The sequence below is a fragment of the Paenibacillus sp. FSL K6-1566 genome (assembly GCF_038050475.1).
Taxonomy (GTDB): domain Bacteria; phylum Bacillota; class Bacilli; order Paenibacillales; family Paenibacillaceae; genus Paenibacillus_AQ; species Paenibacillus_AQ lactis.
Window position 1 is genome coordinate 5,281,213 of sequence record NZ_JBBOSR010000001.1, and the last position, 23,566, is coordinate 5,304,778.

Annotated in this window: 15 protein-coding genes and 2 pseudogenes; 2 read left to right on the forward strand and 15 right to left on the reverse strand. The window is 56.2% G+C overall.

The window, feature by feature from the left end; genetic code table 11:
- Positions 1-108: 108 nt before the first annotated feature.
- Positions 109-1,464: a glucose-6-phosphate isomerase gene (locus NST08_RS23455; protein WP_077567930.1), complete on the reverse strand. Its 1,356-nt coding sequence runs from the start codon at positions 1,462-1,464 to the stop codon at positions 109-111.
- A 201-nt stretch (positions 1,465-1,665) separates the two neighbouring features.
- Here NST08_RS23455 and NST08_RS23460 point away from each other — a divergent pair, with 201 nt between their 5' ends.
- A complete protein-coding gene (locus NST08_RS23460) occupies positions 1,666-2,565 on the forward strand; it encodes an NAD(P)-dependent oxidoreductase (RefSeq protein WP_341342337.1) in 900 nt (299 codons plus the stop codon).
- Positions 2,566-2,876: 311 nt separating this feature from the next.
- Here NST08_RS23460 and ppnP read toward each other — a convergent pair whose 3' ends face one another.
- From ppnP to NST08_RS23530, 13 genes and pseudogenes are all read right to left on the reverse strand, one after another.
- Positions 2,877-3,194, reverse strand: a complete 318-nt coding sequence (gene ppnP, locus NST08_RS23465; RefSeq protein WP_007127179.1) for a pyrimidine/purine nucleoside phosphorylase — start codon at positions 3,192-3,194, stop codon at positions 2,877-2,879.
- Between the two features lie 96 nt (positions 3,195-3,290).
- Positions 3,291-5,312, reverse strand: coding sequence for a transketolase (gene tkt, locus NST08_RS23470; RefSeq protein ID WP_007127178.1), 2,022 nt, complete (start codon positions 5,310-5,312; stop codon positions 3,291-3,293).
- 341 nt (positions 5,313-5,653) lie between these two features.
- Complete coding sequence (locus NST08_RS23475; protein WP_445933637.1) at positions 5,654-8,788, reverse strand: VWA domain-containing protein; 3,135 nt, start codon at positions 8,786-8,788, stop codon at positions 5,654-5,656.
- Positions 8,772-10,802 (reverse strand): annotated as a pseudogene (locus NST08_RS29970) (vWA domain-containing protein). Before NST08_RS29970 ends, NST08_RS23475 begins: the two are co-directional and overlap by 17 nt.
- 627 nt (positions 10,803-11,429) lie before the next feature.
- A pseudogene (locus NST08_RS23490) lies at positions 11,430-12,382 on the reverse strand (DUF58 domain-containing protein).
- Complete coding sequence (locus NST08_RS23495) at positions 12,379-13,368, reverse strand: AAA family ATPase (protein ID WP_341034981.1); 990 nt, start codon at positions 13,366-13,368, stop codon at positions 12,379-12,381. The pseudogene NST08_RS23490 and the gene NST08_RS23495 overlap by 4 nt, the downstream one beginning before the upstream one ends.
- Positions 13,369-13,435: 67 nt before the next feature.
- The gene (locus NST08_RS23500; RefSeq protein ID WP_341342340.1) at positions 13,436-14,653 is read right to left on the reverse strand and encodes a phage tail tape measure protein; all 1,218 of its coding nucleotides are present in this window, start codon (positions 14,651-14,653) and stop codon (positions 13,436-13,438) included.
- Between the two features lie 53 nt (positions 14,654-14,706).
- A complete protein-coding gene (locus tag NST08_RS23505; protein ID WP_341342341.1) occupies positions 14,707-15,132 on the reverse strand; it encodes a hypothetical protein in 426 nt (141 codons plus the stop codon).
- Between the two features lie 61 nt (positions 15,133-15,193).
- On the reverse strand, positions 15,194-16,141 hold the full coding sequence (locus tag NST08_RS23510) for an ABC transporter permease (protein WP_341034979.1): 948 nt from the start codon (positions 16,139-16,141) through the stop codon (positions 15,194-15,196).
- Complete coding sequence (locus tag NST08_RS23515) at positions 16,138-17,067, reverse strand: ABC transporter ATP-binding protein (protein WP_341034978.1); 930 nt, start codon at positions 17,065-17,067, stop codon at positions 16,138-16,140. The genes NST08_RS23510 and NST08_RS23515 overlap by 4 nt, the downstream gene beginning before the upstream one ends.
- The gene (locus NST08_RS23520; RefSeq protein ID WP_341342342.1) at positions 17,064-19,424 is read right to left on the reverse strand and encodes a DUF4350 domain-containing protein; all 2,361 of its coding nucleotides are present in this window, start codon (positions 19,422-19,424) and stop codon (positions 17,064-17,066) included. The genes NST08_RS23515 and NST08_RS23520 overlap by 4 nt, the downstream gene beginning before the upstream one ends.
- Positions 19,425-19,786: 362 nt before the next feature.
- On the reverse strand, positions 19,787-20,686 hold the full coding sequence (gene purU / locus NST08_RS23525) for a formyltetrahydrofolate deformylase (RefSeq protein WP_341342343.1): 900 nt from the start codon (positions 20,684-20,686) through the stop codon (positions 19,787-19,789).
- A gap of 412 nt (positions 20,687-21,098) precedes the next feature.
- Positions 21,099-22,220: a deoxyribonuclease IV gene (locus NST08_RS23530; protein WP_341034976.1), complete on the reverse strand. Its 1,122-nt coding sequence runs from the start codon at positions 22,218-22,220 to the stop codon at positions 21,099-21,101.
- Positions 22,221-22,346: 126 nt separating this feature from the next.
- Between NST08_RS23530 and NST08_RS23535 the strand changes: the two genes are divergently transcribed.
- Positions 22,347-22,820, forward strand: coding sequence for a DUF2621 domain-containing protein (locus NST08_RS23535; RefSeq protein ID WP_007132414.1), 474 nt, complete (start codon positions 22,347-22,349; stop codon positions 22,818-22,820).
- A 152-nt stretch (positions 22,821-22,972) separates the two neighbouring features.
- On the opposite strand, the gene NST08_RS23540 is transcribed toward NST08_RS23535, so the two are convergent.
- Positions 22,973-23,401, reverse strand: coding sequence for a hypothetical protein (locus NST08_RS23540; RefSeq protein ID WP_341342344.1), 429 nt, complete (start codon positions 23,399-23,401; stop codon positions 22,973-22,975).
- Between the last annotated feature and the right edge of the window lie 165 nt (positions 23,402-23,566).

A 23,566-nucleotide genomic window follows, 5' to 3' on the forward strand; every position in this document is an offset into this window, starting at 1 on the left:
GAACCCGAGAACGAACAAATTACCAAGAAAGCAGTTCCCGGCACAAAAAATATGCCGGCGAACTGCTTTCTTCAGCGTCTTGCGTTAAAATTCCATGATGTGTCAGGTTTATTCGGAAAGTCTCGCTTCCAATTCGGCTTTTTCCTTCTCATATCCCGGTTTGCCAAGCAGAGCGAACATATTCTTCTTGTAAGCCTCTACGCCCGGTTGGTCAAACGGGTTCACACCCAACAAGTAGCCGCTGATACCGCATGCCTTTTCGAAAAAGTATACCAGATATCCGAACGAATAGGGAGTGAAATCTGGAATTGTCACAATCAAGTTCGGAACTTGTCCGTCCGTATGGGCCAGCATCGTGCCCTGGAATGCTTTTTTGTTGACGAAATCCAGCGTTTTTCCGGTCAAGAAGTTAAGGCCGTCCAGATCTTCCGGATCCGATTCGATCGTAATGTGCTCGGAAACGTTCTCCACCTGAATGACGGTTTCGAAGATATTGCGGCTGCCTTCCTGAATGAATTGGCCCATGGAGTGCAGATCGGTCGAGAAATCCACCGATGCCGGATAAATGCCCTTGAAGTCCTTGCCTTCGCTCTCGCCGTACAGCTGCTTCCACCATTCGGATACGAAGTGCAGGGAAGGCTCGTAGTTAACCAGAATCTCGATAGCCTTGCCTTTGCGATACAACGCGTTCCGAACAGCGGCATACTGGTACGCTTCGTTCTCGGCAACGTTCGGGCTGCTGTATTCCTTCGCAGCATCAGCCGCGCCTTGCATCATCTCTTCGATGTTGATGCCAGCGGTTGCGATCGGAAGAAGTCCCACGGCCGTCAGTACCGAGTAGCGTCCGCCTACGTCGTCAGGGATCACGAAGGACTCGTAGCCTTCCTCATTGGCAAGCTTCTTGAGTGCGCCCTTCGCTTGGTCCGTTGTCGCGTAGATCCGCTTGCGCGCTTCCTCCTTGCCGTATTTCTTCTCGAGCTCGGCACGGAAGATCCGGAATGCGATGGCCGGCTCCGTCGTTGTGCCCGATTTGGAGATTACGTTGACGGAGAAGTCCTTGCCCTCAATCAGATCAAGCAGATGCTTCACATAAGTGGAGCTGATGTTGTTGCCTGCAAAATATATTTCAGGCGTCTTGCGCTTGTCCTTCGGCAGTTCATTATAGAACGAATGGGACAGCATCTCGATCGCAGCGCGGGCGCCGAGATAGGAGCCGCCGATGCCAATGACGATCAGCACGTCGGAATCGCTCTGGATTTTAGCCGCCGCTTTCTGGATTCGCGCAAATTCTTCTTTATCATAATTCGTTGGAAGGTCGATCCAGCCCAAATAATCGGAGCCGGCGCCTGTGCCTTTATGTAGCTGCTCATGAGCGGTGCGGATCGGCTCCGCGAAATAATCCACCTCGTGTTGATTGACGAAAGTTAGTGCTTTACTATAATCAAATTTGATTTTTTTAGACATGCCTCTAAACCTCCTGTGAATTTAGGAATAGGATACTGTAATTTGATAGGGACCGCAAGGTCCGCAAGCGAACCGTCATGCATTCTTCATCGTTCCTTCGAATCCGGCAATCCGGCGCTTCCTCCGGTGAAGACTGGCTTCGGTTCGGAAACACGTGCTAAGATAGAATGGATCAGGAATCCATAAGCGAAGGTGATAGCTATGAAGAAAATCGGCTTTATCGGGCTCGGCACCATGGGCGCACCCATGGCAGCCAACCTGCTTAAACAGAATTATGACGTTACCGTGTACAACCGGACCAGTGAAAAATGCCGTCCGCTCGCCGAACAGGGTGCTTCCGTTGCGGATACCCCGCGCGAAGCCGCAGAAGGACAAGATGTCGTTATCACGATGGTAAGCAATGATGAATCCATCCGGGACGTCTTCTATGGCGAGAACGGTCTGCTGGGCTCGCTAAGGGAGGGCATGACCGTCATCGACTGCAGCACGATCTCCCCAAGCCTCGTCAAAGAAATTGCGTCCGCCGTTTCCGGACTTGGCGCATCCTTCCTTGACGCGCCCGTAACCGGCAGCAAGCCTGCCGCGATTGACGGAACACTGGTCTTCATGGTCGGCGGCGATGCTGAGGTCATAGCGGCTCAGTCGGACATATTCGAGACGCTTGGCAAAAAGGTTATCCACATGGGCGCGAACGGAAGCGGCGCGGTGGCCAAGCTCGCGCATAATACCATCGTCGGCATCAATAATCTGGCGCTTGCCGAAGGGTTCGCCATTGCCGCCAAATCCGGCATTCCGGCAGATAACTTCCTCGAGCTGGTTCAGCTCGGCTCGGCGGGCAGCAAAGCGGCGGAGCTGAAAGGCCGCAAAATTATCGACGGCGACTTCAGCAATCAATTCTCCTTGGCGCTTATGCTTAAGGACTTGAAGCTGGCATCCTCGCTCACCGACAGTGCCGGCATGCCGTCCCCGATGCTGAATCTGGCGAAGAGCCTGTTCCAGGCCGGAGCCAGCGAAGGCTACGGCGAGGAGGACCTGTCCGCTGTCGTGAAATGCTACGAGGCATGGATCGGCCAGAAAATCGGAGGCAAGGAGCTGCAATAAGCTCAAAGCCGAAATCAAAGCCGGGCTCTAAGTCCTCAAGTCATGCAATCAGCAAGCTCTAAGCTCTAAGCTCTAAGTAAGCTTTAAGACAAGCTCTAAGTAAGCTAAGTCAAGCTCAAAGTCAGATTGATGCAAGCTCACATAAAACGTAATAGCTGGCATCCACATCGTAACGGCTCGTTTTCCTAAGTATCCGTCAATGACACGCGGACCGGGGAACGGGTCTTTTTTTGTGTGATCGACCCACTAGCAAGAATCAGTGATCCCCTGCTGATTTACCGAGCGCGGCAGTCGAAGCTTCGCGCCTTGGATCAGGACGCCGGATAAGAGCAACAGTAATCGGTAACGGTGCGGATCTCCAGCTTAAAGCTCGAGTTGCCCGGCACGTCGAAGGTGGCGCTCCCCTGAATCTCCCGCCATTCCTGCTCACCCGGAAGAAGAACCCGCAGATCGCCCGACAAGATCTCCATAATTTCCGGGCCGTCCGTGCCAAATTCGTAGCTGCCCGGCAGCATGATGCCCAGCGTTACCTTTTGGCCATCCTCCAAGACCACCGTGCGGCTCGTCACGTTCCCCTCATAATAAATGTTGGCTGCCTTAGTAATCGTAGCATTCTTGAATTGCGACATCGTTCTGCTCCCCTCCAAAATATGTAAAGCAAGATATATGACGACACCCGCATGAAGCGGGTGCCGGTTGATCCTATGGAGTTCGTTCTAAATGAATTACAGCAGCGCTTTGACGCGGCTGACGACATTTTCAACGGTGAAGCCATACTCCGCAATGACACGGTCGCCAGGTGCGGAAGCACCGAAGATGGAGATGCCGAGAATGTCGCCTTTTTCGCCGACGTAACGCTCCCAGCCGAACGGATGGGCCATTTCAACGGCAAGGCGGGCTTTCACGTCCGGAAGCAGGACGGAATCTTTGTAAGCCTGATCCTGGCTGTCGAACAGATCCCAGCTTGGCATGCTGATGACGCGGACATGGATGCCCTCTTCAGCGAGCGCCTCTTGGGCTTTCACCGCAAGCTGCACCTCGGAGCCTGTCGCGATGATTTGCGCCTGCACCTTGCCGCCTTTGGCATCGGATACGACATAAGCGCCGCGTTTGATGCCTTCGCGGGCGTTGTCTACCGTGCCTGCAAGAATCGGCAGGTTCTGACGTGTCAGCACGAGAGCAACCGGACGGTCCGTATTTTCAACCGCATAAGCCCATGCAGCCGACGTTTCGTTGGCATCCGCCGGACGGATCACGGTCAGGCCTGGGATAATGCGCAGGGACGCGAGCTGTTCAATCGGCTCGTGGGTTGGGCCGTCTTCGCCAACCGCGATGCTGTCATGCGTCAGCACGTAAGTTACCGGCAGCTTCATCAGCGCAGCCAGACGAATAGCCGGACGCAGATAATCCGTAAACACGAAGAATGTGCCGCCGAAGATTTTCAATCCGCCATGAAGCGCAATCCCGTTCATCGCGCCGGCCATCGCAAATTCACGAACGCCGTAGTAGACGTTGCGGCCTTCATAGCTTTCAGGCGTAAAGGACGGCAGATCGTTAAGATGCGTCATTGTGGAGCTCTCCAGATCCGCAGAGCCGCCAAGCAGATGAGGCACGCCGGATGTCAGGCCGTTCAGCGCTTTACCGGATGCAACGCGGGTGGAAACGGCTTTGTCCTCGGCGCTGTATTTCGGAAGATCCTTATCCCAGCCCTCAGCAAGCTTGCCGGATTCGCCGCGCTCGAACTGCGCTGCGAGTTCAGGGTAAGCTTCTTTATATTTCGCGAATTGATCGACCCAAGCTTGGTATGCGGCGATTCCGCGCTCCTTCACTTTGCCGAAATGCTCGCGCACTTCTTCAGGCACATAGAAATCCTCTTCGTATACCCACTTGTAGAATTCCTTGGTCAGCTTCGCTTCCTCGGTTCCGAGCGGGGAGCCGTGCGTACCGCCATGTCCGCCCTTGCCTTGCTTGTTCGGGCTTCCGTAGCCGATGATCGTCTTCACTTCGATCAGCGTCGGACGACCGGTTTCGGCTTTCGCTTCCTCGATCGCTTTCTCAATGGCAGGCAGATCGTTGCCGTCTTCGACGCGCAGCACCTGCCAGCCGTAAGCTTCAAAACGCTTCGCTACATTTTCGGAGAAGGCCAGGCTCAGCTCGCCGTCCAGGGAGATATCGTTGGAATCATACAGCATGATCAGCTTGCCAAGCTTTAGATGGCCAGCCAGGGAAGCCGCTTCGGAAGCAACGCCCTCCATCAGGTCGCCGTCGCCGCAGATCGCGTACGTATAGTGGTCGACAACTTTGAAATCGTCCTTGTTGTAAGTCGCGCCCAGATGCGCTTCCGCCATCGCCATGCCGACTGCCATCGCAACGCCTTGTCCAAGCGGTCCTGTCGTGGCGTCTACGCCTGCCGTATGACCGTATTCCGGATGGCCCGGCGTCTTGCTGCCCCATTGACGGAACTGCTTCAGATCCTCCAGCGAGAGATCATAGCCGCTCAGGTGAAGCAAGCTGTACAGCAGCATGGAACCGTGGCCTGCCGACAGCACAAAGCGGTCGCGGTTAATCCAGCTCGGCTGATCCGGGTTATGGACCATGGTCTTCGCGAACAATTGATAGCCCATTGGCGCAGAGCCCATCGGCATGCCCGGGTGACCGGATTTGGCCTTCTCGATCGCATCGATCGCCAGCGTCCGAATCGTCGCGATGGACAGGTTGTCGATCGTTTGATTATGTTCAGTTGTCATGATTCGTCCTCCTCAAATCTTCTCCGTCGTAAGCTTCGAATATGAAGTCATCTTACGCCCCTTCGGCCCTGTTATGTAGCAATGAGGGCAGTTAGGAATGTTGAGAATATCATTTTGACTCTTATTGTATCACCAGACGTGATTCATTTCCATAACGTAATTTTCGTTGTTTTCCAAATTGACACAAAAGCCGCGAATGTCCCTCCTGCATTATTTCCTTTATTAGACGGGTTATAACCGTGAGAAGCGAATCTTAAACGAGCCGCTGGAAATAAGGCCCGGGAATCGACTCCCCAGGAAAACATCAGGACGTTCCAGACTCCCGGAATACGCCTGCCGTTTTAGGCTCCGTCCATCCCCGGCTTCTCCCAAGCTGGCTTCCTTGTACGAAAAAAAGCCCCGGTCCAGACACAAATGGTCTGGCCGGAGCCTTCGGATTGGCATTCAAGCTCATCGGCGGGTTCCCCGCTTCTTGGCCTGGAGGAGGCGATCCATGGAGGAGCCTCCTCCCGCTGCCGGCCCGGTTCCCTCGGGCCGGCGCTCTCCGCCCCCCGGTGCCTTCGACGGCGGGGGCGGCGGAGGCGGCGCGCTTCCGCGGCGCGCGCCCTCCCCTGCGGCCGGCTTCGCCTTCGCCGGCCGCTCTTCCCGCAGCGGGGCAGCCCCCGCTGCGGTGCGCGTGCCTCCGGCTGGGCCTTGCGGCCCCCAGCCGGAGCCGCGCCGGGCGCCGGGGCGGGGTTCCCGCCCCCGGCGAGTGCGCCCGCGCCGCTGCGCTCCTGCGCGGGCGGCGCCTTGGCCGGCGGCGATGTCTGGCCGCCGCCGTAAAAGGTGGCGGCGCGGGCTTTGCGCGCCGCCAGCCGCTCGAGGCCGGTGCGCTGCCCGGCCTCGCCGGCGGGAGCCGGCCGCCTGCGGAGCAGGGCGGCCAGGCGGGCGCCGAGGGCGGCCCATGGCAGCGCCAGGCGCCGCACGGCGATGTCGGCGACCCACAGCAGAAGGGCCGCAACTAACAGCGGATAGCTCCAGTCATGCAGCTGCGTTCGGGAAGCCGCCTTCCCGTCAAATACCTCCTTGGGGTTATCCCAGGACAGCACGCGTCCGCCCGTAAGCTCAGCAAGACGGGTCAGCCCTTCCTCGCCGTCTCCGGAGGAGATCCGATATTCCGGCGAATAAGGGACGACAAAGCCCGTTCCCGGCGCTGCCGCTCTCGATCCATCTCCACTCGCATCCTCGAGCGAAAGGAGGAAAGCGCCCGGCTTCGTCACATTCACAAGCCCTGTATAACGGCCCGGCGCCTCCTGAACCAGCTCCACCTTCTGCTCGCCGGCTTCGTCATCTCCAATGACCGCATTCAGCTTCTCGGGCGGCTTCTCCCCGTTGGTCGTTACCTGCAGCCTCACCTGGTTCCCGGCCGTTTCCGTCGTAACCTCATAGGGTGAGGAGGTAAACTGCGGGAACGTCCATTTCACGATCTCCGTCAGCGTATCCGCAAAGGCGTTCCAGGACACCCATTCCTTCGACCATTTCCCGCTTAAATCGCTCGTCCATGCCACGCTTCGGCCCGAGCCGTACTGCCAGCGGGCGAGCACCGGATCCGGCTCCGGGCTGGCCAGCACCGTCTGAGCCGTCGACTTCGGCGTTGTCGCCACATAACCGTACAGCCCCGGGACGCCCTCTTGAAACAGGCTTGCCCAGTCTCCCGCCTGCTGAAGCGCGGGGACGAACGGCTTATCGACAATATAAGACTTGGCCATCATGACGGCCTCCCGGCTGAAAATCGCCGGCAGCGTCGTTTCGTCCTCCACGAAGTAGAAGCGTCCCTTGGCGGCTTCCGCCAAGGTTTGCAGCAGGTTGACGTCTGCATCCATGCCGACCGCTACCGAGGACATCGTGATTTTATTCTTTACCATCGTATCGGTCAAATCCTGATATCCCGAATTGAAGGCCGACTGGCCGTCCGTCATCAGAATGATATGCCTGCGCTGGGATTTAATCTTCAGCATCTCATCCAAGGCGGATGAAACCGCCGGATAAATATTCGTGCCGCCGTTGCTCGGAATCGACTGGATGCTGCTGATGATCTCTTCCTTATTTTCCAGCGTCTGAGGGGGCACCACCCACCAAGGCGCGTCGTCGAAAGCGACCACCCCGACCGTATCCTTCGGCCTGAGGAGCTCCACCGTGCGCATCGCGGATTCTTTCGCAAGCTCGATCTTTTCCCCGCTCATGCTTCCCGAGCGGTCAATGACCAGAATCAGCCCGAGCGATGGGATTTCCCGCTTGCCCTCAAGCTCCATGGACACAGGCAGCGCCTTCTCGATCGGCGTCTTGAAATAGCCGCCCATCCCGAAGCTGTCTTCGCCGCCGGCCATCATGAACCCGATGCCGAAGCTGCGGACCGCCTGTTCGATCAGCTCCATTTGTTTGCCTCCGACACGGCTGCCCGAAACATCGTTGAATATGATGCTGTCATAAGCGGCGTACTTCGCGGCATCGAGCGGCAGCAGCTCCGGCGGAATGACCTCGGTACCGATCATGCCGGACTCAAGAGCCGCCGTAATGTTGCCGGAGGTCCCAGGGGTGCCTTCAACGATCAGCACCCTCGGCGGTCCGTCGACCCGGGTAAAATCAAATGCGGCATTGTTGGCCGCAGATTCATCCCCGTCCATGAATATTTCGGCCCGGTACCTGTGAAGACCCGGGTTCTTGGCAAGTCCCTTGATCGCAAAACGGTTCTCCCCCGGCGATACCTCCACGCGTTCCCGTCCGATTTCCCGGTTGTCCTCATAAATGCGGAGCTCGCCGGCGGTTTTGAAGGTGCTGCGAATGAGCGCCTCCACATAGAAGGATTCCGCTTGATAGAGCTTCTCCGGCACCTTCAGCTCCTCGACGGCGACATCCCGGATCTCTTGCTTCGGAGCCGGGAGGACATCCACCGCGATGCCTCGATCCTTCAGCAGCCTTCCGGCGGCCGTCATGCTTCCGACATTCTCTTCCCCATCGGAGATCAGCACGATTCGGGAATCGCCGTTTCCGTCCAGAAGGCTTCCGGCAAGCTGCAAACCCGATTCCAGTCCCGTGAACCGCCCTTCAAGCAGCGCATTCAGCGACGCGCCGGCCGACTCGTCCGCCGAGAGTCGCCGCTCCACTGCGCCCTCAAGACCCGTTGAGACGATGGCGGTTGTATCCTCTTCCCCTTTGGCTGCAATGGACTCGCCGATCCAGCTTGTGATCCGTGACGGGTCTCCCATGCTGTCCGATCGGTCCGCCAAAAAGACGACCTGTTTATCCCGCAGCACGGTGAACCCATGCAGGCCCGACAGCATGAAGATGAGCAGCAAAATGACCAAGGTTCTGAGACCCAGCGCCAGCTTCCGCCGAAAGCCGCTTAACCGGAAATCCGACCGGTATGCATAATACAGAAAGATCCCTGCCGGGATCAGCAGCAGCAGCAACCATGGATGACTAAATTGAACGCCCACGCTGGTACACCCCCATTCTGCAGCGATCACGGCCAGCGCCAGTGCAGCAAGCCAAGGCATAAGCGAACCGGCCTGGCTGGCCGCTCTGCGCTGCTCTGCAGCCGAAGCGCCGCTGCCTTGATCTCCTCCGCCGGACGCTGCGCCAGAGCCGGTCTGGCTCACCGCCGGACCTTGCGTCGTGCTCAGGTCCGCTTCGTACGGATCAGCCGTCACCGCAAGCCAGTACGACGTCGTCTCTCCCGCTTCGTTCTGTTGTTCGAACGCATACAGTCCCGGAACGTCCGGTACCGTCTGCACCGTTGAAATGCCGCTCTCGCTCCGCTGCACCTCGACGGTATCCGGTCCGTCCGCAAGAGCAAGCCCGCTCTTGGGTACCCACTTGGCGGATACCGCATCAGCCGCTACAGGAATATCCGCCTGGGCCCCGGCCAGGAATCGCCCAAGCCCGGTCCCTGAGCCGGAAGTCATCCAATCGAGTGCATTATTCACCAATACCGGGAATTCAGGCGACAGAGGCAGATCGCTGTCCTGCAGCAGGAACTGGAAGGACAATCTCGGGCGGCCTTCCGCCACACCGGCATATACGAGCGGCTGGTCCCCGAGCCGGATGACCGGTTCCCCCATGCAGGGCGCTGATCGATCAGCTTGCCGAAATAAACGCCCGACATGGTCAGATAAGAAGTGAGCGGATGCTGGGCCAGCACGGGCCGCCCGCCCTGGCTCCCGACCTTCGGTCCATCTCCGCCGATGGTCCATAGCGGCGTTTGCCGGGCCAGCTCTGCCCATTTCCCCTGCGTAAAGCCCGCAGGAATGCTTCCGTCCATGACGAGCAGATCAAATTCGCCGTCGGGTACGGGCGGAATATCCGGTTCTGTGCGGTCATCCCCGCTTCCTTCGCTCAGACCGCCTTTCCCGCTTCCTTCCGAAGCTTGATCGCCTTGATTGCCTGCCGATCCGTTCACGGCGATCCGGGTCACTTCCGCTCCGCTAAGCTGCAGCGCCTTCTCCAGAAACAGATTGCCTGAGGTTAACAGCAGCACCCTTGCGGAGCTGCGGCCGGTTCCGAAGGCAAATGATTCATTATCGGCCGCATAGCCATCTTCGGATGCCAGCTCGAGCCGGTAGACCTCCGCAAACGGAAGATCGGAGAAGGATGCCGTCGCCTTCTTCTTGGGTTCGAGCTCAACGACTCTGCTCGCGAGCAGCTGGCTGTCTCCGTACAGATTTACCTCGACGGAGGAGGCCCCCTCCGCGTTCGAGCTGACCACCGCAACGCCTTCGTACGAAGATCCTGTCCCCCCTTCGGAGAAACGCCGAACTGCTCGATCGATGCGTTGTGTTTTGCCGCCCCCTGGATCGTCTCCACCGATACCGGCACCTGGAAGGCTATCGGGACCGGATCCTGCCGCCAATGGCTGTCCGTAAATATGACAACCTCAGCATCGGGTTCCTCCCTTGTCAATGCCGCGGCAAGCGAGAGCGTCTCCCGATACGATGCCGTTCCGTAATAAGGATGCAGCGCTTCAATCGCTTCATCGATCGCGCCCCGGTCGCTTTCATGGGATACATGCGTTACAGGGCTGGATCCGGTCGACAGCAGCGTGATCTCGCTCCGTCTCCCCTGATCCCGAACGTAGGCCTTCAAGCGCTCCTTCATCTGTTCCAATCGGGAGGAGTCCTCTCCTTCCCCGCTGCCTTCAGTCTGCATCTGCGCGCTCATGCTGCCCGAGGTATCGGCAACGATGACGATATGGGCGCTGCCTCCGGACACCTGCATAAAGGGCTGCATCAGCGCGAAGACCATCAACGCGGCAGCCAGAAGCTGCAGCCACAGCAGAAGCCGGTTCTGCAGCTTCTGCCACGGCCTGTTGGCCTCCAGGTTTTTAAGCACCCGCTCCCACAACAGGTGGCTGGGAACCGTTGTATCCACATATTTTCGTTTGAACATATACATCAGCATGATGGCCGGCAGCGTTAGACCGAACCATAGGCTCATCCATGATTGAATCCCCACAAACACGTTCCCTCCTTACTCCCATACCGCAATCTTGTTCACGCGGCGCGGCCCGCGGGACCACTCACCTTGCTCGTACTCGCCACTAGCGTTACTCCATGGGCACAACTTGCCTGCTCGCACTCGCATCCTGTTGGCAGTCCACACAGAACCTGCCTGCTCGCACTCGCATCCTGTTGGCAGTCCACACAGAACCTGCCTGCTCGCGCTCGCTTCCTGGTGGCAGTCCACACAGAACTTGCCTGCTCGCGCTCGCTTCCTGGTGGCAGTCCACGGACAGAACTTGACTGCTCGCGCTCGCTTCCTGGTGGCAGTCCACGGACAGAACTTGACTGCTCGGACTCACTCCCTGGTGGCGGCCCGCGGGCACCACTTGCCTTGCTCGCACTCGCTCCCTGGTGGCAGCCCGCCTAGGACACTGTGCGTTTCTCCCTGTGCGCACGATGCATAAATTCGAGGCATACTTGGATCGCTCTTGAGGCTTGCCCGAAGCCTGCTGCCACCTTACCATCGCCCCTACTGCCGCAGCCCGGCAAGCCCTTCCGGGAAAGTGCGGGCGGTCCATAGTTTAGAACGAGCGGCCCGCTATGGCTCCACGGGTTGAAGCCTAGCTGGATGCAGCAGATGCTAGCTTGAAACCACTCCCGCACCCGCCAGCACGCCAAACATGGCATCCCGCAGCGGCATATCGGCCGGAATGAGCACGTAGGTCATCCCGCGCTCCGCACATACGCCGGACAGCATATGACGGTAACGCTCGAGCTCGGCTTTGTACGCATCCAGCACCTTGCCCGTCAATGCGACTTCCTTCCCGTTCTTGGTCTCGCTGTCAATCAGGCGAAGATCGCCGGCCAGCTTGGGATCGAGCTCCTCCCGGGACAAAATATGGACCAGCACAACCTCCTGCCCGCTTCCGGCAAGCAGGGACAACGCCCTGAGCAGCTCCTCCTCGCCGCCTTCGAGCCAAAAATCCGAAAACACCCAGGTCATGCCCGGATGCCTTGGAAGCGCACCGGGCTGTCCGAGGGCAGCGGCAAGGCTCCCTTCACCGCCGGTCTGCGCTCCCTGCAGGAATGAGAACAGGCGGTGCGCCGAGCCTTTGCCCCGCATCACGGGCAGACGGGCCGAGACGGTGCGGCTGTAACAGGCAATCTGAGCCGATCGTAGGAGGAGAGCGCCATGTATCCGACGCTTGCCGCCAGCTGGCGGGCAAGCCGCCATTTCGGGCTGCCGTGGACCTCATGATCCTCCGCCCCTACAGGACGCTCCCCTTCCGCAGACGTTATCACCGCTCCCATCGATGCGGAGCAATCGACGAAGATGCTGACCGTCAGCTCCTGCTCATCCATGAACTGGCGGACAAACGCTTTACCGGTACGGGAATACACGCCCCAGTCGAACCGGCGCACATCGTCGCCGGGCGTATACAGGCGATAATCGGCGAATTCGAGCGAGGAGCCGAGGCGGCGGGACCGCCGTTTCCCCTGCTGGGTTCCCGCAACCCGCCGCTTTGCGGACAGTGTGAGCCGCTCAAGCCGCGGAAGCCATTCCGGCGGAAGCAAATGACCGGCGCCGCTCACGCGGATGCCTCCAGCGCCTGCAGTACCTCTTGAATGATCTGATCCGTCGTCATTCCGATCGCCTGTCCCTCAAAATTCAGGAACAGCCTGTGGCGCAGCGCTGGCAGCGCGACCGCCCGGATATCCCCGGTGGAAACATGCATCCGCCCGCTGCACAACGCCCGGACCTTGCTGACCGAGATGATGGACTGAATGCCGCGGGGACCGGAGCCGAACTGGACGTATTTTTTGACCGCCTCCGGCGCGGACGCCTCCTCAGGATGCGTCATCATGAGCAGTCGGACCGCATAATCCAATATTTCTTCCGCGACCAGCACTTCCTTCGCGCCCCGCTGGATCTCCAGCAGGTCATCGCCCGTCATTTGCCGCTCGACCTGGAACGTATGGGACGACGTTGTCCGCTTTACGATCTCCTTCAATTCGTCGGCACTTGGATAAGATACTTCAATCTTCAGGAGGAACCGGTCCAGCTGCGCCTCCGGCAGGGGATAGGTACCCTCGTTCTCGAGCGGGTTTTGCGTAGCCAATACGAAGAAGGGGCTCGGCAGACGGTGCGTTTCTCCACCTACCGTCACCGTCTTCTCCTGCATCGCTTCGAGCAGGGCGGACTGTGTTTTCGGCGTAGCCCGGTTAATCTCATCAGCCAGCACGATGCTGCTGAAGAGCGGCCCCTTTTGAAAGGTCATCCCCGTGCTTCCATGCTGCCCGAACGACAAAATATTCGTGCCCGTAATGTCGCTCGGCATTAAGTCCGGCGTGAATTGGATCCGGGAGAACGACAGGTCCAGCGCATCGGAGACGGTGCGGACGAGCATCGTTTTTCCAAGTCCCGGTATCCCCTCCAGAAGGGCGTGGCCTCCGGCAAAGATACACCAGAGCATTTGCTCCACAACCTCCTGCTGTCCGACAATGACCTTGCCGATATGTTCCCTCAGTCCAGAAATGCTCTCCATCCATTCTTGGGGTCTCACTGCAATATCCGACATGGATTAAACCTCCGTCTTCTAAATAAATTCAACGTTCGCTGCGGCCGGTTATTTAGCCGCTAAAGCCTCACGGATTCGGATTGATCTGGATGAAGTATTCCTCCACCAACCCTTGCATTTGATCAGGCAGCTGATTCCGGTCCAGCGTGTTTTTGGCTTTGGACTCATAATCCCGGTACACTTCCTCGTACGGACGCGACGTGCCGGGAATGGTCGGCGATATGCCGCCCTTCTGGATATCGCCGCCGGAGCCGTTAAGCTCTCCCGAATCGTTCTGGACGTTGCCGCCGCCCTTGTAATTTCGAGGAATCGTGACAAGCTCGCGCCCTCCGCTGCCGAGCCCTGCGCCGCTTCCTACCCCGCTGCCGGAACCCGCACCGGAGCCGCTGCCGCTGCCGGAGCCTGCTCCTGAACCCGAGCCGCTGCCAGAGCCCGAACCGCTGCCACTGCCTGCGCCTTGGCCGCCCCCCGAGCCCTGCTGGCCCGAACCCGCACCGGAATCGGAACCGCCGTTCTCACTCTGCTCGCCTGAGCTTTCCCCAAGGCCAGCCTGCGCCAGCGCTTCCGCGCTTCCGCCGTTTGCCCAAGCGTCCGACACCGACATGCCTCCTGCCTTCATCTGATCCGCCATGGCCAATCCCTGTGAAGCGAGGGATGAGGCCAAGGCCGCTGCCGCTTCCGACTGGCTCTCCGAAGCTGCCTTTGCCAGCGCCGTTTCTGCCAGTTCCTCAGCCAGCTTCTGCAGCTCTTCTTCCAGCTCTTTCGGCAGCTTGCCTTCTTTGAGGGCCTCAGACGCTTGGGAAAGCGCCTTTTCCAGTTCCTCATTTCCCTGCTGCTTCGCCGCTTCCTCCGCAAGCTTTTTCAGGGCATCCGATAAACGGTCTTTCTCTTCCTGCGGCATTTTCTTGACTTGCTCGGATACCTTCTTCATTTCCTGCTTGAGCTCTTCGGACTTTCCTTCCTCAAGCTTCTTGCCCGCTTCGGACAACGCCTTCTGCTGCTGCATTTGCTTGGCGAACTCGGATAAAGCTTTGGCCTTCTCCTCCTGCTGCTTCGCCAGCTTCTCCAGCTCCTCCATCGCCTTTTCAATCTTCTCCAGTGCCTGCTCGGGCTGCTTTTCTTTAGCCAGCGCTTGCCTCAGTTCGTCCAGCTTCTCTTTCAGCTTTTGACGGTCGACCGGGTCCAGCGTCTCCTTCTCCAGCTGTTCGGCGAGCTTTTCCGTTTTGGTGGCCTGCTCCTGAATCCACTTCTTCTGTTCCTTGGCCGCCTCCACCTTTTTATCCATCGGGTTCGGGATCAGCGCCAGGACGACAACGGCGACCAGACCAACGGCGCTGATCAGCAGCTGACGGTTACGGCGGGGGAGGGAAGACGCTCAGGCAATTGCTCCGTGAATCGCTTGCCGTAAGCTTCCGCTTGCTCCCGCTGCCATCGGGCGGCCGCTGAATCTTCCTCCCGGAAAGACAACGCGGTCACCATCATATCGCTTCGTTCAGCGCCCCCGGATGCCTGATCCATTGCCGCCGCCGCGTCCATCGCCGGAATCCGGCTAAGCCATCCCCAGAGAAGGCCCCCAAGGAGGCCGGTCGCTGGAATGACAGCCGCCGCGATGTTCAACCACGATATCGGAACGAAACGCCCGATAATCAGCAGCAGCAGCGAAACCGCAAAGCCTGCCGCGAGTCCGTACAGGGCATAAGCGATGACCCGGAAGCGCTGCAGCCGCCGGCGTGCGGCCTCGATTGCGCGCATGATGTTGTCCACTTATTTCTCCTCCTTCAGATCCTTCAAATCTTTTCAGATCAGATCCGTTGCATAGCCTTCCTTACACACCGTTCCCGGACGGGCTGTCATCCTGTGGAAGCTGCTCGGCAGGCGCCTCTCCCTTTCTACGTCTTGCAACAGGCCGAATGTTCCGAATAGCAATCCAGAGCGCCAACACGATGACGACCGAGTACACAATGACAAACTCGAGCCACAGCTCAATCGGCGCTTTGCTGTTCAGATTGCCGCCATAGAGCAGGAATGCTTCCTTCGAGAACGAAGAGTCGAACAGGCTCATCATCGCTCCGGCCGGATTCAACCCCAGCAGGTAGCCGACCCAGGAGTAGGATCCCGCGACAGGAGGCTGACCTGTCACATACATATTCCGCTGCTCGATGCCCATAAAGAACAAATAGAGAAGACCCGTCACCAAGAAAATGATAAGTCCCACGCCATATGTCACGATGATGGCCACAATCGTCCGCTTGAAGAGCGTCGAGAACATGACGCCGAGCGCTCCAAGAAGCAGCATCACAAACAGATAGAATAGAAAGACCGATATGAGCTGCTTCGGCGATATGCCGCCATACAGAAACACGATACTGTACACCGGCAGCGTCGCCAGCACGATCAGCGCCATAAAGCTGAGCGCGGACACCAGCTTGCTGAGCACGATCGTTGACGAGCTTTGCTGGGTCGTCAGCAGCATGCTTAGTGTCTGCTTCTCGCGCTCACTGCTGATGACGCCGGCCGTCAATGCCGGGGCCATGAAGGCGATCAGCACCAGCTGGGCAAAGCTCAGCACATAGAACATCATCTGGCTTACCTGCGGATCGAACCGCTGCGGTCCCCGATTGCCCAAATACAAAAACAAATAGATGAAACCCATCGCAATGGTGCCGAGTGCCAGTATGTAAAACAATACCGACAGCATCGAACGGGTCGAACGCATCCGCAGCCGAAATTCCTTGTCGATTACCGGATTGATCAATCTTCTGCTCCAATTCATTCGCGGGGGCCTCCTTTCGTAATTTCGAGAAATACGTCCTCCAGATTGCTCTGTGCTTCCTGGAATGAGACAATCGGAATTTCCCAGGAGATCACCTTCCGCAGAAGCTCGCTCTGCTGTACATCATCGCCGCTGTAATGAACGTGAACCCCGGTGTTGTCCGTCAAGACGGACGTCACCAACGGCTCATCCCGCAGCTTTTCGGCCAGCTCCTCACCTCGCTCGAGCGTGCGGATATGGATGACTTTTTTAACCCGCAGACGGTTCTGGATATCGGATACCTTGCCCTGTGCCACCATTTCGCCGTGTTCAATGACGCCGATTTCATCCACCATTTCCGCCAGCTCCGGCAAAATATGCGACGAGATGATAATCGTCTTGCCCATCAGCTTCAATTCCTTCAGAATTTCCCGCATTTCGATTCGCGCCCGCGGGTCAAGTCCCGACGCCGGCTCATCCAGAATGAGGACCTCCGGATCATGCACAAGACAGCGGGCAAGGCATAATCGCTGCTTCATCCCCCGCGAGAGACTGTCTACGTACGTATCCGCCTTATCGGTCAGGTTCACCAGCTCCAGCAGCTGCGGAATGAGCTGCTCGCGCTCAGCACGGGGAATCCCGTAGCTCGCTCCGTAAAAATGCAAATACTCCGTAGCTTTCAACTGATCATAAACGCCGAAGAAATCCGGCATATAGCCGATCCGTTTGCGTACTTCCTTCGGATGCCGGGTAACGTCGTAGCCGCCTACCTTGGCGACACCGGAGGTTGGCAGCATCAGCGTTGCCAAAATCGACATCGTTGTCGATTTGCCTGCCCCGTTCGGTCCGACGAATCCGAATACGGTCCCCTCCTCAATGTAGAGACTGATATCCTTCAATGCATGGAATGTTCCGTATCGTTTGCTCAGATTCCGAATCTCGATCATGGCTTAACCTCCCCCTTTACAGACAGCTCCGGCATTTGGAAATTGGTTTGGTCGGCAGCATTCAGCATGAACCGGATGCGGTTGTTCAAAATATACCGTTCAGGGTTCTCCGTGACCTTCAGTTCATTTCCGGAACCATTGACCTGCTCCCACTCATTTTTCTGCGCATTCCAGATTTCCATCTTCACATTGTTGTTTGGCTTGATGCCCTTAATGGAGAATTCCGAATAGGCGACCTCCTGATCGGAAATCAGCGGGAATTCAGCAATGAGGGAACCTTGCCCAAGCTCGATGCCGTTTCCATATGAACTGAAAATCGGTGCGTTCACTTGTGAAATTTCCGGTGCGAGGAAGCCGTAAGGAACGTTAATCTTCCCGCTTTGTCCCCATGTCATGGCCACCGGCTGCACCCAGAAATTGAGCTGGTCGCTGCTTACCTCTTGCTTCTTGAGCGAGTAATTCGTCAGGTGATCGGAGCTCCATCCGAGAACAAACGCTTTGTCCGTATTGACCGTTCGATTCGAATAAGCATAGTTGGATATAATGTCCCGCTGTCTATATTTATCATCGTTCTGCGAGTACGGGTACAGCATTCCGGCAATATCCCCGCCCATGAAGTTCAAAATCTGCTTCGGATCCTGAGGGATCTGGGCGGATCCTCCTTTCGGAATATCGCCAAGCTTATAGCCTTTGCCCCCGATCACCAGCACCACTTCAGTAAGATCGCCGGTTGTATCGTTCATGACCGTTCCGCTCAGCTGCCCCTTGGCATCCAGCTTCAAATCCGTCTCCATCCGTCCGAGCTTCTCCGGCCTCTCGGATTCGGCCCACACCTTGGCGAGCGACCACTGGGACATATCGCGCAGCTCCACCGTCGTCGAGTCCGGGTTCTTTCGGACAAAGCTCTTGCTCTCGTCCATTCCTCCGCCGAAAGAGGAACGGGAGCCTGATGTTCTCAAATACATACCGCTCGGAAATTCCAGCTCATAATTGCCGCTGCGCGGGGTAAAGAACGCGGTGGCCGTCGTTTTAACCGCACTGCCTCGGCCATTCATCTCAATAATATTGATCGTATGCGCCAATTCCTTGGTCTTGTCCGCGGAACCGGCCATATACACCGCGCCGCTTGCGATGATCGCGATGACCGGGATCAGGAACCAGGCCCATTCCCGTTTGTCAAACTTTTTCAAGATAAAATAGAGCACAGGCGCCACGACGACGGCATAAATGATCAGCATCCACAGCAGCAGTGTAAACGAAGGCATCGATAAGGACGGGAAATAGTCCAGTACATAGTTCAGATTGTCGATCAACGGATTGTAGTACGTATTTTGCGATCCGACCGGCAAACTGCCTTGCAAGACGGATGTCCATACCACCGGATGACCGGCCCATGAGCTGACCGGCTCCATGGCGAGGTCGTACGCGGCATACTGCACCTTGCCCTGTCCATAGTCGTGGGATGCAAACAACGGTTCATTTGCGGCTTGGATACCGGTTTTCGCATCCTTTACCGGGGTGACAGTTGAGATCGTAAAGTCCCCGTCCAGCTTCAGCGGCTTGCCGCCAAGCTTTTCCAGCTCGGGCAGCTCATTGACCGCCGTCGTGCCGTCAGCCGTTACCGGCGCAATCTCGGCAAAAGGCGCTGCCGTCTTAGTGTATCCTGCTCCCCCTGCTAGAACGAGCGTGCCACCGCCGTCCACCCAGCCGACAATCGCTTGACGCTGCGGCTCCGACAGCGTATCGGATGCAAAATTGTTGATAACCAGCACATCAAGCCCGCTTAGCAGCATGGCGTCAACCGGAATGCCCGCCGCCTTCAACGGTATAATGTTGACGCTCGTGCCTTTGCCGTTGAGCACGTTCATGAAATTCATGGTGTCCGGGTCATCCGACAGCACGCCGATCAGGGCTCCGTTATACGGATTCGCCTGCACGTAATTTTTTCCGGATGCAAACGGGATCGGCTTCCCCTTCTTATAAGATTCCTCATAGAACAGAATCTGGTTGTTATCTTTATTCAGGATCGTGCCCGGCAGCCCGAGGACGACTTCCTTCGGTGTATCCTTCGGCAGCTCGACATGCTGCACGTAGGAGGTATGAAAGCCTGCGCCGTTCTGGCTCTGTATCTGTAAGACGATATCGCCGGAGATGTCCTGGTCGCTCGTAAGCGTCAGCTTGAGCGGGTTCCATTTATCAAACTTTACCTTACCTTCATAACCGACTTCACTCTTGATGGAAATGCCGGGCCCGTCGGCAAAGACCAGCTGCGCCGGCAGGGCCAAAGACAGCATGGCTGTGATCAGCAGCGCAGCAAGCGGCAGCATCATCCGCATTCTTCGTGTATAAAACGACAACTGATGATTCCCCTCTCCCAATGTTTAATGTTTTTTTGATGATGTAATCCCTGGTGTTCCCCTTACTTCCATCTGCGTATAAGCAGCATTCTGGAGCAATCTGTAACCGATCTCGCGGTTCGAATATAAAGACGAGTCCATATTGGAAAAAGTTTGACCTTTTTTTCCGTTACCGGTTCAAAAAAGTCGCGTTCCGATCCAAACCATTCCATAAAATGATCCCCTGCATGTAAAAAATCCCGCCCCAAAAAGGAGCGGGATCTTCAGTCTATCCATTGCAGCGTTAAAGTGTCAGGCTGCTCCATTGTAGTACGGTGTCGAGACTATATGGATGACTTCGCTAAGCTGATTATTTTGTACGTTTAGTTAAATACAACCGTCTTGTTGTTATGCACCAAAATCCGATCCTCAACATGCCATTTCACGGCTCTTGCCAGCACAACGCGTTCAATCGTACGGCCGATGCGCTTGAGCTCGTTGACGTCGTCGCGATGGCTCACCCGCTGCACGTCCTGCTCGATGATCGGACCGCCGTCAAGCTCTTCGGTTACGTAGTGAGCAGTGGCACCGATGATTTTGACCCCCCGGTTATAGGCTTGTGCATAAGGCTTGCCGCCGACAAATGCTGGCAGGAAGGAATGATGAATGTTAATGATCCGGTTGCGGTAATGCTCGATGAACGTCGGCGAAATAATTTGCATATAGCGCGCCAAAATGATGACGTCGATATCGTCGCCGATCGTCTCCAGCTGCCGCTTCTCGGCCTCCTGCTTCGTCTCCGGCGTAACCGGAATATGGTGATACGGAATACCGAAGGATTCCACATACTCCCTCATATCCGGGTGATTGCTCACGACCAGGGCGATATCGGCATCGAGGTCTCCCGCCTGCCATTGCCAGAGAAGCTCTACGAGGCAGTGGTCCTCTTTGGAAACGAAAATCGCAAGGCGCTTTTTGCGCGCGGCGTGGTAAATTTTCCATTCCATGCTGAATTGGTCCGCAATCTCGCGGAACGATTCCTCCAGCTGCGGCAGCTTGGCCGTGAGATCCTCCAGGTCAAACTCAACACGGATAAAGAACATTCCGCCGTCCGGATCCATGGTGTACTGGTCCGACTGCACGATGTTCGCGCCATGCTGATACAAAAACTGGGAGACCGCCGCTACAATCCCTGGTCCGTCCGGGCAGGAGATGAGCATACGGGCTCGGTTAGGATATTGGTCCGCAGGGGATGGCCGGTCTTTCTTGATGTGAATTTCCATAAGTCTTGGTGATCCTCCTCTATATCTAATACATCATTCTAAATAGGGGTAATACATAATCTTTCGTTATAACAGCTTCATTCATCCGGGGATGCACATCTGTCGGTTATCCATGCTCATTCATACGAGGGATGCACATCACTCGGCCATGCTCAATCTGTCGAGGAATGCATCGCATCATCGCTTCAGTTAGTACATGCTCATCCTTACGGGGAATGCATCATGATTTCCGCATTCATCATCCATCATTCAGCTCGTGCATCCGCGAGACCCGGAAGCTCTTCCAGCGGAGGATTCGTGTCATCCACTGTGTTGGCGCTCCCGGACCGCACTGGATGCCGGTATTAGCCATACTGTTCCCGTACCATTGGCCAGCCGCCCAGCTTGCTGCTGTAAATTCGATTTCAGGCGATTAAGCCGTAAGGGAAGCTCCGGACAAATAGGCGATCAGCCGCTGGTTGACCTGCTCTTCCGAAAGCTCAGGGAACAGCTCGGCGGACATCACCATATCGTATAAGCGTTCCATCGGCTCGCGAGGATCGGCTTTTTTGGCCTTTGCATCGCTTTTCAGCAGATTCCAGGTGTCCAATACGAACGAACGGGATTCGATGCCTTCCTTCGCAAAAAATTCATGCAGCTGTTCGACCTGCTGAATGAATGCTTGTCCAAAGCGTTGCTCCACATCACCGCGCAGCAGCGCGATTTCGATCTCATACATAGGACGCTGCGTCTTCGGATCCTTCCCGATCCACGGCGTCTCAAGGATGAACGGACGGCCTTGGAGCTTCTCATGATGGACGATCCGGTGAATCGCATCGTATCCGATCCAGCCTGTTCCGATCGGGGTGTGGCGGTCTTTGGCCGCGCCGCGCGGGTTTTTGCTGTCGTTAATGTGAACGACCGTCAACCGGTCGAGGCCAATCACTTGATCAAACTTCTCCAGGACACCGTCCAGATCGTCGACGATGTCATAGCCTGCATCGTGAATGTGACATGTATCCAGGCAGATCGCCAGCCGGTCGTTATATTTTACCTTATCGATAATTGAAGCAATCTCTTCGAAGGAGCGCCCCATCTCGGTGCCTTTGCCGGCCATCGTCTCCAAAGCGATATGCACTTCCGTCTCATCGGTACCGCCAAGAACCTCATTCAGGCCTTCGGCGATCCGGTCAATGCCGTATTCTGCATCCTTATCGGTGTATGCTCCCGGGTGAAGCACGATGTTCTTCACGCCAACGGCATGGGTGCGCCGGATCTCCTCTTGAAGGAAGCTCACTGCAAGCTCATACGTGTTCGGCTTGTACGAGCCGAGATTGATAATATAAGGCGCATGCACCACAATCTCCTCAATGCCGCATTCCTGCATGGCCAGCTTGCCTTCCTCGATAAACATCGATTCAATCGGCTTGCGCCGTGTATTTTGCGGAGCGCCGGTATATATCATGAACGAACTGGAGCCGTAAGATTTAGCCTCTGTCGCTGCAGTCAGCAATCCCTTGTCCGAAAAGGACACATGGGACCCGATTTTCAACATAAAATTTCCCCCTTTGTGACACACAATTACACCTATTTTAGCTTGTATATCGAAATAAATCTAGAAATGCGTTATAATTCTCATGAAACTGTCATGTGACAAAAATCGTTCGAGGTGATATACAAGATGAAGAGCACAGGGGCCGTCTTGGGGTATTTGTCGTCCAGCGCGCCGCCGTCATGGTTCATGAATACCATCGCGTTCTGGGGATGGGTCATGCTCGGACTGATGGGCATCGGTGGATTTTTCATGTTCCGCAAGTTCCTGAAGGTGCTGCCGAAGGCCGACGGCAAGTCCAAGCTGGATTGGCAAAATTACTGGGTGGAACGGAGCCGCCCGCTGTGGACGGATGAATCCAAGGCCTTTTTGGACGAGCTGGTTCAGCCGGTTCCCGGTCCATTCCGCGATATCGCCAAGCACTCGATTGCAGCCGAGATCGGCAAGATCGCCGTCGAATCCGGGGCAACCGAAGTAACCCGCGACCACTGCATTAAAGGCTACATCGTAGCCACGCCGAAGCGCGACTACAAATTCTTGATGAATTTCCTTCAGAAGAAAAATATCGATTATACACCGTATCAGCATCTCATTAATAAGTAACGCATATGAAAAAAACGGCTCGGGCACACATCCTCGATGAATGCGCTCGAGCCGTTTTGCTGTTGGACGGTAATCAAATGGATTCTCTTCAATGCTTTTCAGATTTCTGGGTCCCCGAATTCAAAGTTGGACCGTCTTATTGAGGACATCGATTACATTCCCTTTTGCCTGTCGTTTGATTGACTTTTTAATTCCATTCCTCTTGTAAAGAATACAACTCCAAGGGCAGCAAATGTAACGTAATTGCTTATTCTCGCTATAACTGCCTCATCATCCTCATAATTAATCCAATACAACAGCGCAAATGGCGAAATGACCAATAAGATCTTCATAGCTAACATAAAAACATAGCGGACTCTTTCTTTTCGCGGATTCCCTTCTGCTGCAGCTAACACCAGGGTAACCTTAGAAGAGTCATAGATTGTTATTAATAATGCGATGATACTTGTGTATGCAGTAATTTTTACGCCAATTTCAATCCACGGAATAAAGGATACGATTGCAATGCCTATGTATATTCCTGCAGCCAAGTAGAATAGGTTGGTTTTAATTTTTCTGCGCAAAATTCTCGTTCCTCTCATGATAGACCTTATAAGCGAATAGGTGTATTTTACCATATTCACGAAGAAATCAAAGATCATAAATCCTAGCAGCGTTACCGAAGGTGAATGAAGGTCTACATTCAGAATGGATTTTGGGTGTAGATTCACGATGCTAGATTCAAAATTAACAAAGAGCCAGCACAC